Origin of the sequence: Streptomyces exfoliatus, from assembly GCF_000725545.1 — a bacterium.
In the GTDB taxonomy this organism is placed as follows: domain Bacteria; phylum Actinomycetota; class Actinomycetes; order Streptomycetales; family Streptomycetaceae; genus Streptomyces; species Streptomyces exfoliatus.
Window position 1 is genome coordinate 20,742 of the sequence record NZ_JNZP01000026.1, and the last position, 12,248, is coordinate 32,989.

At 73.6% G+C, this 12,248-nt stretch carries 12 protein-coding genes; 7 read left to right on the top strand and 5 right to left on the bottom strand.

Annotated features, from left to right (window positions below; translation table 11 throughout):
• Positions 1-198 precede the first annotated feature (198 nt).
• Entirely contained in the window at positions 199-1,407 is a 1,209-nt protein-coding gene (locus IO20_RS0127145; RefSeq protein ID WP_030552772.1) for an ROK family transcriptional regulator, read from the top strand.
• Positions 1,408-1,423: 16 nt separating this feature from the next.
• On the opposite strand, the gene IO20_RS0127150 is transcribed toward IO20_RS0127145, so the two are convergent.
• Complete coding sequence (locus IO20_RS0127150; protein WP_051874601.1) at positions 1,424-2,260, bottom strand: MBL fold metallo-hydrolase; 837 nt, start codon at positions 2,258-2,260, stop codon at positions 1,424-1,426.
• A 178-nt stretch (positions 2,261-2,438) separates the two neighbouring features.
• On the opposite strand from IO20_RS0127150, the gene IO20_RS0127155 reads away from it, so the two are divergent.
• From IO20_RS0127155 to IO20_RS0127170, 4 genes are all read left to right on the top strand, one after another.
• On the top strand, positions 2,439-3,923 hold the full coding sequence (locus IO20_RS0127155; protein ID WP_030552768.1) for an ABC transporter permease: 1,485 nt from the start codon (positions 2,439-2,441) through the stop codon (positions 3,921-3,923).
• 37 nt (positions 3,924-3,960) lie between these two features.
• On the top strand, positions 3,961-4,686 hold the full coding sequence (locus IO20_RS0127160; RefSeq protein WP_030552766.1) for an ABC transporter ATP-binding protein: 726 nt from the start codon (positions 3,961-3,963) through the stop codon (positions 4,684-4,686).
• A gap of 113 nt (positions 4,687-4,799) precedes the next feature.
• Positions 4,800-6,233: a WGR domain-containing protein gene (locus tag IO20_RS0127165; protein ID WP_030552765.1), complete on the top strand. Its 1,434-nt coding sequence runs from the start codon at positions 4,800-4,802 to the stop codon at positions 6,231-6,233.
• Positions 6,230-6,703, top strand: coding sequence for a hypothetical protein (locus IO20_RS0127170; RefSeq protein WP_030552763.1), 474 nt, complete (start codon positions 6,230-6,232; stop codon positions 6,701-6,703). Before IO20_RS0127165 ends, IO20_RS0127170 begins: the two co-directional genes overlap by 4 nt.
• A gap of 51 nt (positions 6,704-6,754) precedes the next feature.
• Here the strand turns inward: IO20_RS0127170 and IO20_RS0127175 are convergent, their stop codons facing one another.
• From IO20_RS0127175 to IO20_RS0127185, 3 genes are all read right to left on the bottom strand, one after another.
• Complete coding sequence (locus IO20_RS0127175; protein ID WP_030212520.1) at positions 6,755-7,177, bottom strand: DUF350 domain-containing protein; 423 nt, start codon at positions 7,175-7,177, stop codon at positions 6,755-6,757.
• Positions 7,178-7,312: 135 nt separating this feature from the next.
• Positions 7,313-7,915: an HdeD family acid-resistance protein gene (locus IO20_RS0127180; protein WP_030552761.1), complete on the bottom strand. Its 603-nt coding sequence runs from the start codon at positions 7,913-7,915 to the stop codon at positions 7,313-7,315.
• A 57-nt stretch (positions 7,916-7,972) separates the two neighbouring features.
• Positions 7,973-9,352, bottom strand: coding sequence for a dipeptidase (locus tag IO20_RS0127185; protein WP_030552759.1), 1,380 nt, complete (start codon positions 9,350-9,352; stop codon positions 7,973-7,975).
• A 223-nt stretch (positions 9,353-9,575) separates the two neighbouring features.
• On the opposite strand from IO20_RS0127185, the gene IO20_RS0127190 reads away from it, so the two are divergent.
• Together IO20_RS0127190 and opcA are read left to right on the top strand one after the other, a co-directional pair.
• Positions 9,576-10,118, top strand: a complete 543-nt coding sequence (locus IO20_RS0127190; RefSeq protein WP_030552757.1) for a DoxX family membrane protein — start codon at positions 9,576-9,578, stop codon at positions 10,116-10,118.
• Positions 10,119-10,175: 57 nt separating this feature from the next.
• Positions 10,176-11,087, top strand: a complete 912-nt coding sequence (opcA, locus tag IO20_RS0127195) for a glucose-6-phosphate dehydrogenase assembly protein OpcA (protein WP_030552755.1) — start codon at positions 10,176-10,178, stop codon at positions 11,085-11,087.
• A 58-nt stretch (positions 11,088-11,145) separates the two neighbouring features.
• Here opcA and IO20_RS0127200 read toward each other — a convergent pair whose 3' ends face one another.
• Entirely contained in the window at positions 11,146-12,120 is a 975-nt protein-coding gene (locus tag IO20_RS0127200; RefSeq protein ID WP_030552753.1) for an acetylxylan esterase, read from the bottom strand.
• Positions 12,121-12,248 lie beyond the last annotated feature (128 nt).

Sequence of the window (12,248 nt, forward strand, 5' to 3'; positions counted from 1 at the left end):
GAAAGTCCAAGCCGACGGAGGCCGGCCGCCGCCACGGGCCGTTGCTTCGACCGTGTCGGCGGTCTGACCGCGACGGCGACCCGGCCGCGTCGGCGACCCGGCCGTGTCGGACGAGGACGGCCCCGGGCCACACGCGCACGTCGCCCGCTCGACAGTTTTTTCGGATGAGCGAAAGGGACGACTAGGCTCTGGCCCACCATGAACCAGCCCACGGAACCCAAGGCCGACAAGTCGGGAGTGCGCCGGCACAACCTGAGCCTCGTCCTGCGGACCGTCCACGACGCGGGGGAGACCACGCGGGCCGCCGTCGCCGCCCGCGTCGGCCTCACCCGGCCCGCCGTCTCCTCCCTCGTCGAGCAGCTCCTCGACCTCGGCTTCCTCGTCGAGTCGGGCAAGACGTTCAGCGGGCAGGCGGGACGGCCGGGCACCGTCCTGAAACCCGCGGACACCGGACCGGCCGGGATCGGCGTCGAGATCAACGTCGACTACGTGACGGTCTGCGTCGTCGACCTGACCGGCACCGACCGCGTCCGCCGCACCGAACGCCTCGACAACCGCGCGGCCGGCGCCCCCGAGGTCCTGGCCAGGGCCGCCCGTATCACCGCCGAAGCCCTGGAGGAGGCCGCCGCGCACCGGCTCGCCCCGGCGGCGGCCGGGCTCGCCCTGCCCGGTCTGGTCTCCGGCGGAACCGTCCGGCAGGCCCCCAACCTCGGCTGGCACGAGGCCGACGCGGAGCGCCTCTTCGGCGAGGCCCTCACGGCGCTGCGGCCCGGCACCGCGGGCCTCGCCCTGACCTCCGACAACGAGGCCAACATGGCGGCCCTCGCCGAGCTGTGGTTCGGCACCCACGGCGACCTCCGCACGTTTCTGCACCTGACGGGGGAGATCGGCGTCGGCGGCGCGATCGTCGTCCATGGCGAACTCCTGCGCGGCGCCCACGGATTCGCCGGCGAGATCGGCCACCTCGTCGTCGACGCGGAGGGCCGCCGCTGCCGCTGCGGCTCCCGAGGCTGTCTTGAGCAGTACGCCGGACAGGCCGCCCTTCTGCGGTCGGCGGAGGCGACCGGGGTCCCGGACCTCGCGCGCCGCGCCGGGACGGGTGACCCGCTCGCCCTCGCCGCGCTCGCCGAGGCGGGCCGGATGCTCGGGCGCGCCCTGTCGGGAGCCGTGAACCTGCTCGATCCCGAGGCGGTCGTCCTCGGCGGCATCTACCCGCGGTTGATGCCGTGGCTGGCACCCGCCCTCGCGGAGGAGCTGTCCGCCCGGGTGGTCTCCGGTCTCTGGACCCCGGACGCGGGCCGCCTGCGGGCGGCGTCCGCCGCCACCGACGCGTCCCGGGGCGCGGCGGCGCTCGTCCTCCACGACGTCCTGGCCGACCCGCTGGCGTACGCCGCGTCGGGGAGCTGACGAGGCGCCGGCGGCGTCACCTCCGTCGCGCGGAAGCCCCCGGAGGTTCGACGAACGGCCGGGTGAGATGCGCCGTCGCGAGCAGCGCCCCGCTGTCGACGGCTCGGGCGAGCAGCTCCTCGCGGGAGGCGCGGGCCGCGTCCCGGTCGCGTTCGTGGGAGTAGGCCACGCCCGGAGCGGCGAGCTGGACGGCGTGCACGAGGAGGTCGCCGGTGACGAGGACGTCCCGGCCGTCCGGCCGTTCGACCAGGACGGACTGATGGCCGGGGGTGTGCCCGGGGGTCGGCAGGAGCGTGAGGCCGGGGCGCAGCCGGTGCCGGCCGTCGACCTCGTGCAGCTGTCCCGCGGTACGGAGCGGCTCCACCACCCAGTCCCACACGGGGTCCCGCCGGTCGAGGGCGGCGGTCTCCGCGCGCTGGACGACGTACCGGGCATCGGGGAAGAAGGGCCGCCCGGCGGCGTCGGCGGCCCAGCCGGTGTGGTCCTCGTGCAGATGCGTCAGGACCACGGTGTGGACGTCGGACCGGTCGATCCCGGCCGCCGTGAGCAGTTCGGGCAGCCGGCCGGGCACGGGGCACCAGGGCGCCCCGGGTCCCTCGGCGGGTCCGACGCCCGCGTCGATGAGGGTCCAGCCGCCCGTACCGCCGGGGTCGGCGACGGCGAAGCAGCGGAAGTCGAGCCGCCAGGCGTCGCCGGGGCCGAACGCGTCGGGGTCGAGTGCGGCGGCCTCCGCCCAGTCCGCCGCGCCCGCCCCGGGGAAGGCGTCGCGAGCCGACTTGAAGAACACCCCGGTGGCGTCGAGAAGCGCCGTCACCGGACCCATCCGTGAGATCCCGCCGTCGTTGTCGGACATGACGCCGACTCTGCCATCAGGGGGCTCCCCGGGGCCAGGGCGGCGACCGTTCCCGCGGCCGGGCCGGCCACCGCTCCCGTCCCGCTCTGCCGGGTTTCGGCCAGGACTCCCACCGCTCTCATCCCGCTCTCACGCGGGCCTTATCCCGTCATCACGCACGGCCCCTAGCTTCACGCCCATGTTCTTCACCTACCTCCGGCGCGAACTGCGCCGCCGCCGAAAGGCGGCGCTCGTCGTCGCCTCCGGGCTCGCGCTCGGGATCGCGCTGGTCATCGTCGTCAACTCCGTCTCCTCCGGCATGAACCAGGCCCAGGGCAAGGTCCTCGAGTCCCTCTACGGACTCGGGACGGACCTGACGGTGACCAAGGCCCAGGAACGGCCCGAGGACGGCGCGGCGCCGCAGCGGCCCCGGTTCGAGTTCAAGGGCAAGGAGGAGGGCGAGGAACAGAGCAGCGACCGGCTGATGGTCCAGGGCTTCCAGACCCTCGCGGACTCCACCGTCGCCACGGTCGGCCGACAGCCCGGCGTCGACCGGGCGGTGGGCGGCCTCAGCCTCGTCAACCTGAAGATCAACGGTGAGTTCGCGCGGGGCAAGATCCAGCGCGCCCAGCCCCAGCCGGCCCAGCCGGGCACCGGGAACGGCGGCACCGGGAACGGCGGCAGCGGAGGCGGCTCAGGGCCCGGCGACACCGTCACCGGCGGCGGCGCGGCCTTCGACGTCGACTCCTTCACGCTCTACGGCACCGACGTCACCGCGCCCGACCTCGGCCCCCTCACCACCTCCACGGTCTCCCAGGGCCGTACCTTCAAGACGACGGAGACCGACGCGAAGGTCGCCGTCGTCGACAGCGCCTACGCCCAGAAGCAGGGACTGGCCCTCGGCGACGAACTGACCGTCAAGGGCGTGAAATTCGAGGTCATCGGCATCGCGACCGCCGACCGCGGACAGGCCGCCGCCCAGGTGTACCTGCCGCTGAAGCAGGCGCAGACGCTCTCCGCCTCCGCGGCCGAGATCACCACGATCTATGTGAAGGCGACCGACTCGACGCGCATCGACGCGGTCAAGACCGCCATCCAGAAGAACGTCACCGGCACCACCGTCACCACGTCCGCCGACCTCGCCCAGACGGTCTCCGGCTCCCTCGACACCGCGTCCGACCTCGCCTCCGACGTCGGCAAGTGGCTCTCGTACGCCGTGCTGCTCGCCGCCGTCCTCGTCGCCGGACTCCTCACCTCCTCGGCCGTCACCCGCAGGGTCCGCGAGTTCGGCACGCTCAAGGCGCTCGGCTGGACGAGCGGTCGGGTCACCCGCCAGGTGGTCGGCGAGGCCCTCGTCAACGGCGTCATCGGCGGCGCCCTCGGCATCGCGGTCGGCCTGGCCGGGGCGTACGCGGTGACCGCCGCCAGTCCGACCCTCACGGCCGAACTCGGCTCCTCCGGAGGCGCGTTCGGAGGCGGACGCGGCGGCATGATCTTCGGCGGAGGCCCTGCGGGCACGGCCGCCGGGAAGACCGTCGACATCGCCCTCTCCGCCCCGGTCAGCGTCACCACCGTGGGTCTCGCCGTCCTCCTCGCCCTCGGCGGCGGCCTCGTCGCCGGCGCCTTCGGCGCGTGGCGCGCCTCGCGTCTGCGTCCCGCCGACGCCCTGCGCCGCGTCGAGTAGCCGCCCGAACCCACCCACGTTCCACAGGAGTCGCAGCATGTACGAACTCATCGGCGTCACCAAGCAGTACCGGCGGGGGCAGCAGCGGGTCGACGCGCTCGCCGGGGTCGACCTCACCCTCGCTCAGGGGGACCGGTTGGTCATCCAGGGCCCCACGGGCGGCGGGAAGTCGACCCTCCTCCAGATGCTCGGCGGCCTCGACCGCCCCACGTCCGGGAAGGTCCTGCTCGACGGCATCGACCTGGCCGCGCTCTCCGAGCGCAGACTGACCGCCGTGCGCGGCCAGAACATCGGCTTCGTCTTCCAGAGCTTCAACCTCATCCCCACGCTCACCGCGCAGGAGAACGTGGAGACCGCGCTCGTGCCGCTCGGCGGCCGACCCGCCGAGCGCCGCGATCGCGCTGCCGAGGCGCTCGAATCGGTCGGGCTCGGCGAACGCCGCGGACATCTGCCGTCCGAACTCTCCGGCGGCCAGCAGCAGCGGGTCGCCATCGCCCGCGCGCTGGTGAAGCGACCGAAGGTGCTCCTCGCCGACGAACCCACCGGAAACCTCGACGAGTCGATGCGCGACGAGATCGTCGAGCTGCTCGAAGGGCTCTGGCAGGAGCACGGTCTGACCTTCGTCATGGTCACCCACGACAGCGCGATCGCCCGCCGGGCGCCCCGCCTCGCCACGATCCGCAAGGGCCGGATCACGATCAAGGAGAACCGCGCGGCGGCGGGCGAGAACCGTTCGGCGTCGCCGGACCCGGTCGACGCCTGACGGGCGGTCGGTTCGCCGCGCGGCCGACGTGAGTCCCGGCTGTCCGGGACTCAGTCCCTTGGCCAGGCCTTCACGGAAGGCCGTTGTCAGTGGGTGCCCCTAACGTCTTCCTCATGACGACGACCTATCTGGAGCTGTCGCAGGACGGCGGCGGTGCCCACAAGTTCTACGAAGTGACCGTGGACGACCTCGCGGTGTCGGTCCGTTACGGCCGGATCGGCACGGCGGGCCAGACGCAGCGCTCCACGTTCCCGACGCAGGCGAAGGCGCAGGCCGCCGCGGCGAAGAAGCTGGGCGAGAAGGTCCGCAAGGGATACGCGCCGGCCGTGCGCGGCCAGCGGGCGGCGCGCTCCGTGACACGTCGTGAGGTCACCTCCGCGCCGTCCACCGCGCGCGCCGTCGCCCCCGTGCTCTGGCGCTTCAGGACCGGCTCCGCGGCCTTCGGCATCCACGTCGACGAGGAGCGCTGCTGGGTCGGGAACCAGGCGGGGGACGTGTTCACGCTCGACCGCTCCGGCGAGGTGCAGGCCCGGTTCAGCCTGCCGGACGGCGTCAAGTGCCTGGTCGCCGACGACTTCTGGATCTACGCGGGCTGTGACGACGGCAAGGTGTACGACCTGTCGTCCAAGCTGCCCTTCGCCGCGTACGACATCGCCACCGACGTCGACATCTTCTGGCTCGACATCCACGAGGGCGTCCTGCACGTCGCCGACCGTTCGGGCCGGCTCACCGTCATCGACCACGAGGACGAGCACCAGTGGGCGCGCGGCGGACAGGGCGAGCACGCCTGGATGGTCCGCGCCGACGGCGACGCCGTCTACTACGGGGACACGTCGGGCGTCGCGGCCCACGCGCCGGACGGCGGCGGCGAGCTGTGGCACACGGCCACCGAGGGCGGGGTCCTCTTCGGCTGGCAGGAGGACACCGCGGTCTACGCGGGCACGGCGCGCAAGAAGGTCCAGCGGCTGGCGAAGAAGGACGGACGCGTCGAGGCGGTGTACGCCTGCGACAGCCCGGTGTACTCCTGCGCCACCTCGCCCGGCGGCCGGTTCGTCTTCGCCGCCGACTCGGCCTCCTCCGTCTACTGCTTCGCGGAGGACGGCACCCGGCTGTGGAAGCTCGGCACGGGCGGGGGCTCCGCGCTCTCCATGCAGTACCGCGACGAGCGCCTCTACCTGGTGACCACGGACGGTTCCCTGGTGTGCGTGGACGCGAGCGAGGCGGCGATCCAGGCGGCCCAGGGGGGCACGGTGCCGGTCGCCCGGGACATCAAGCTCGCCGCGGCCCTGCCGGTCTACGAGCCGGCGACGACCGTGACCGCCGTGAGCACGGTCGACGTCGCTCCGGCCGGTTCGATCGTCGTGGAGTGTGTGAACGAGTCGGGCAGGACCCGGGTGCGAGTCGTCTCCCAGGGCTACGACTCCGCGTGGAACGTGCAGTTCCCGCGCGCGATCCGGGAGCCCGGCGCGCGGTACGTGGTCGATGCCCTGCACGCCGCGGCGGGCGGCTTCTACCGGGTCCGCGGCGACATCCGGCGCCTGCTGTGAGCGGCGCCCCGGCCGGTGGCTTCGAGGCGGCGACCGGCGACGGCCAGCCGGTGCCGCCCGCCGAGGCCGAGCAGCGGTCCCGGGAGATCAGGGCCGCCCTCGACGGGCTGCTCCAGATCAGGCGGCTGACCCGGGGCCAGGGCGGCGACCCCAGAGCCGCGCCCGCCGACTGGGAGCGACGGCAGCCGGTCCGCGCGGTGGCCCTCGCCCTGGAGGCCGCCGGGTTCACGCCCTCGTCCGTGGACGGCTCCGGGGCGCGGACCGGAACCGGCTACCGGGTCCGGGCGGGGGACCGGCCGGGAGTCGCCGTGGTCGAGTGGCTGGGTCCGCCCGGCTCGGGCGCCGCTCAGGAGGAGACGGCGGCCCTCGGCGCGTGCGTCCCGGCCCTGGCGCGCCTCGGCTGGGAGGCGCTGCTCTACCGTGGACCGCGCGGCCGCCGCTTCCTCGAGGTGGAACCCGTGGGGGGCTGACCCCCGGAGCTCCTCGCCGTCAGGCGGAGTTCGTACGAGGGCCGGCCGCGGTCAGGCGATCGACGCGGAGACGATCGCGGAGACCGCCAGGTTGCAGGAGGCGGTCACCCAGACCGCCGGGTGCGGTTCGGGGTCGACCAGGGTGGCGCCCAGCTTCCCCGGCGTGACCAGGTCCACGACCAGGAACGCGACGGCCATCATCACCAGGCCGAGGAGTCCGAAGGCGGCCGTGGACACGAGGCCCTTGCCGAAGTTGTCGTACGTCGTCCAGATCGAGGTGAAGACGATGCCGCCGATGCCGAGGAGGGCCGAGCTGAGCAGGGTCGCGGCGTTGCGGTTGCGGTCCTCCCAGATCTGGCGCCCGAGCTTCCCGGGGGTCAGCAGGTCCACGAGCACGATGCCGAGGATCAGCAGGACCACGCCCAGGGCGCCGTAGGCGCCGGCCCGGCCGAGGCCGTTGACGATGTCGCTCATGGTGTGCGGGCTCCGCAAAGGTCACGATCACGGGGGATCGGTGGTCAAGGACCGGCAAAATGTAGCGCACGCGTCAACAGCGCCCGCCGCCCGCCCGGGAATCGGGCGGGCGGCGGGCGCTGTTGAGCCGGTCCGTCAGGCCCCTGGCGGCAAGTCCTTCGCGCGCGAACGCACCCGGAAGGCCGTGACGATCTCGACCGCGCCGACGGCCACGAGCCAGATCCCGCCGAGGAGGGCGAGTACCGCGGCGGACTCCAGCGGGGACACGATGAGCACCACGCCGGCGAGGGCGTTGACGATGCCGAGGAAGACCTGCCAGCCGCGCGCCGGAACCGCGGGGTCGGAGGCCGCCGCGATGGTCTGGGTGATGCCGCGGAACAGCCAGCCGACGCCGATCCAGAGGGCCAGCAGCAGGACCGACTGCATCGCGCCCCGGAAGCAGAGCAGACCGAGCAGGATCGAGAAGGCGCCGCTGATGAAGGCCATGACCCGCAGGGCGGTGCTCGCGTGCGTGCCGAAGGCGGCGATCAGCTGCATCACGCCGCTGAACAGCAGGTAGAGACCGAAGAGCACACCGGCGACGACCAGGGAGGCGCCCGGCCAGACGAGGACGAGCACACCGAGCACCAGCGACGCGATCCCCGCGACGAGCAGCGCCTGCCAGGCGGCGCCCGCGAGTACGCCCAGCGGGCCGGGCGGCACGTCCTGCCGACGCGGGCGGTCATGAGTCTGAGTCATGGACGGTCGACGTCCTTTCGTTCCGGGAGAGGGCGAGGGAGGGAGTGGCCTGAGGGGTCAGCCGGGGTGAGCGAAGCGGCTGAGGAAGAGCGCCTCGGCGAGCGCCATGTGCTCGATCTCGGAGGGGTCGACGCTCTCGTTGGGCGCGTGGATGAGACAGCCGGGCTCCTCGACGCCGATCAGGGCGATCTCCGCGGCGGGGAACCGTTCGGCGAGCACGTTGCACAGCGGGATCGAACCGCCCTGCCCCGAGCGGACCATGTCCTTCCCGTACGCCTCCCGGAGCGCCGATGCGAGCGCCCGGTAGGCGGGGCCGTCGGTGCGCGCCCGGAAGGGCAGGCCCGCGCTCTCCGGCTCCACCTCCACCCGGGCGCCCCACGGGGCGGCCGAGGCCAGATGGTCGGCGAGGGCACGCCGGGCCTCCTCGGCGTCGACGCCCGGCGGGATCCGCAGGCTGACCCGGGCGCTCACCCGCGCCTGTACCGCGGCCGAGGAGCCCACCACCGGCGGGCAGTCGATGCCGAGGACGGTGACGGCGGGCCTGGCCCACAGCTCGTCGGCGACCGTGCCCGTACCGACGAGGGACACGCCGTCGAGGACGCCCGCATCGGCACGGAACTGTTCGGCCGGGTAGTCCACTCCGTCCCAGACGCCGCCGGTGGCCAGTCCCTTGATCGTGGTGCCGCCGTGTTCGTCACGGAGGCTGTCGAGGATCCGGACCAGTGCGGCCAGGGCGTCGGGCGCGGGGCCGCCGAACATGCCGGAGTGCATCGCGCCCTTGAGGGTGGAGACGGTCACGACGACGGTCACGAGACCGCGCAGCGAGGTGGTGGCGGTGGGAAGGCCACGGGCGAAGTTGCCCGTGTCACAGATCAACAGGGCGTCCGCGGCGAAGAGTTCGGGCTGCAGCGGTACGAGTTGCTCCAAGCCTCCGGTCCCCTGCTCCTCCGAACCCTCCGCCACGAACTTGATGTTCACGGGGAAGCCCCGGCCCTCCGCGCCGCCGAGCGCCCGCAGCGCCGTGAGGTGCATGGCGACGTTGCCCTTGCAGTCGGCGGCGCCGCGTCCGAACCAGCGCCCGTCGCGCTCCGTGAGCTCGAAGGGCGGCGTCTCCCAGGCGGCGTCGTCCAGCGGCGGCTGCACGTCGTAGTGGCAGTACAGGAGCACGGTGGGCGCGCCCTCGGGTCCCGGTGCGTGCCCCACGACGGCGTCCGAACCGTCGGGGGTCGTCACCCGCCGCATGTCGCGGAGCCCCGCCTCGGTGAAGGCCCGTACGAGGAAGTCGGCCGCCCTCGCGCACTCCTCGGGCGGGAACTGGCGCGGATCCGCGACGGAGCGCATCGCCACGAGTGCGGTCAGGTCCTCCTTCGCCCGGGGCATCAGCGCCCGGACCTTCTCCCGCAGGGCTGCGGTCGCGGTGGACTCGGCAGCGGTCATGCGTACCCACTTCCCTCGGGCCGCTCGGGGGCGTGGCGCGTGAAGCCCCCGGCGGCTACGGCCCTCCCACTAAAGCAATGGTGGACAAACGTCGCAAAAGGTGACTCGTACGGCGTATCCACTTGGTGCTCCGAGGGGCGCGTCCGGGACAGGGCGACGACAGTGGACGGCGTACGTGCCCCCCGTTCGTCCCGCTCGTCCGCCCTCTGCACTGGAGAAACACATGGGTCACCTCAACCGACGCGATCTCGGGCTCCTCGTGCTGCGGGTCGGCACCGGCGCCGTGCTCGCCGCCCACGGCAGCCAGAAGCTCTTCGGCTGGTTCGGCGGCGGTGGCATCGAGGGCACCACCAAGGCCATGGAGGCCATGGGCTTCCGGCCCGGCCGGGAGAGCGCCGTCGCGGCCGGTCTCGGCGAGGCGGGCGGCGGAGTCCTGCTGGCCCTCGGCCTCGCCACCCCCGCAGCCGGCGCCGCGGCCGCGGGGGCCATGGCCGGCGCCGTCGCCGTCCACGCGCCGGCCGGCTTCTTCGCCCAGAGCGGCGGCTACGAGTACCCGGCGTTCCTCGGCTTCGTCGCAGCCGCGATCGGCGTCGCGGGCGCCGGACGGTACTCCCTCGACCACGCCACCGGACATGTCGTCGACCGCCCCTGGGTGGTGGCGACCGCCTTCGTCGGCACCGCGCTCGCCGCCGCGGCCGTGGTCGGCCGCCGCGCGGAGGAGCAGGCCGCGGCCGCGGACGCGGCACCGGAGCCGGAACCCGCGTAACGCGTCGACCGCCGGGGAGGGTTAGGCTCGCCGCAGAGGAAGGGACGGCCGCCGCGCATGAAGATCGATCTGACGGACACCGACTCCAGCAAGATCAACAAAGCGATCCTTAAGGGCCGCAGGGCCGTCGGCACACCCGCCGTCGGCGCCGTGCTCACCCTCGTCGTCGTCACGGACGAGGAGAACGCCTACGACGCGGTCAGGGCCGCCAACGACGCCTCACGGGAACACCCCTCCCGCACCCTCGTCGTCATCAAGCGCCACGCCCGCTCACCCCGCGAACGCCACGAGACCCGGCTCGACGCCGAGGTCCGGCTCGGCACCGACGCGGGCTCGGGCGAGACGGTCCTGCTCCGGCTCCACGGCGAACTCGGCGCCCGCGCCGACTCCGTGGTCCTGCCGCTGCTGCTGCCCGACGCCCCCGTCGTCGTCTGGTGGCCCGTGGACGCCCCTGAGGTGCCCTCCAAGGACCCGCTGGGCTCGCTGGCGCAGCGCCGCATCACCGACATGTACGCGGTCGAGGACCCCCTCGCCGCCCTGGAGACCCGGGCCGCCTCCTACGCCCCCGGTGACACGGACCTCGCCTGGACCCGGCTCACCCCCTGGCGCTCGATGCTGGCCGCCGCGCTCGACCAGGCACCGCTGGCCGTGACCTCGGCCGCCGTCGAGAGCGAGGCGGAGAACCCCAGCGCCGAACTCCTCGCCCGCTGGATCGAGGTCCGGCTCGGGGTCCCCGTCGACCGGATCGTCACCGACGGCCCCGTCGTCACGGCCGTCCGCATGGGCACGGCGGACGGCGAGATCCGCATCGACCGGCCCGAGGGCCCGGTCGCCAGGCTGGAGATCCCCGGCCAGCCCGGCCGGGTACTCGCCCTGAAGGTGCGCAGCACCGCCGAGCTGATCGCGGAGGAACTGCGCCGCCTCGACCCCGACGACGCCTACGCGGCCGCCCTGCGGGGCCGCGCCTGACCTCGGCGACAGGACCTCGGCGACAGGACCTCGGCGACAGGACCTCGGCGCGGCGGGATCAGCCGCGCCGCAGCCTCCCCGGCAGCCAGCGGAGCTGGGCCGCCTGCTGGAAGGCGCCGCCGCCCTCGTGGTCGTTGAAGTCGTAGACCTCGATGGCCTTGTCGTCCTCGCCGTACGCGTTGAACGCCGCGAACACCGTCGACGGCGGACACGTCAGGTCCTCGAGGGCCGTCGAGAACAGGGCCGGGGCCGTGGCGCGGGCCGCGAAGTGGACCCCGTCGAAGTAGGCCAGCGTCTCCTGGACCTGCCGCACCCGGCCGCGGTGCGTCTTCAGGTAGTTGCCGATCTCGCGGTACGGAGGACGGTCCGTGACCGTCGTCGCCCGCGGGAAGTCGCACAGGAACGGCACGTCCGGCGCCACCGCCACCAGGTTCCGTACCAGCCCCGCCACGGCCAGCGTGATCCCGCCGCCCTGGCTGACACCGGTCACCGCCGTGCGGCTCGCGTCCACCAGCGGGTGCGAGCGGGCGGCCTCCACGGCACGGACCGCGTCGGTGAAGAGCCGCCGGTAGTAGTAGGTGTACGGATCCTCCACGCCGCGCGTCATGAAGCCGGGGAACGACGGCGCGCTGCCCACGGGATCCGGCGTGTCACCGGTCGCCCAGCCACTGCCCTGCCCGCGCGTGTCCATCACGAAGTGGGCGAAACCGGCCGACGCCCAGAGCAGATGGGTGTGCGGAAGCCCGCGCCCACCGCCGTACCCGAGGAACTCCACCACCACGGGCAGCGGCTCGGACGTACCGGCGGGCAGCAGGAACCAGCCCTGCACGGGCTGTCCGTCGAAGCCGGCGAAGGTCACGTCGAACGCGTCGACCGTGGAGAGCCCCGTCGGGACGGGCTCGAAGCGGGCGCCCAACTCGTGCGTCCGTGCCTCGCCGAGGGTCTTCGCCCAGAAGACGTCGAAGTCCTCCGGTTCCACGGACGCGCTGCGGTACGTGCGGAGTTGGTCGAGGGGCATGTCGAACTGGGTCATGAACACCGCCTGGGAAGTCGCCTGGTGAGAGAGTCACGTTCGAAATGTCGACCGGTCGTGCCCGGCCCTCGCCACCCTACGTGGAGCCGCTCGGAGCGCGTCGGTCACATCGGGCACCCCGTCACGCA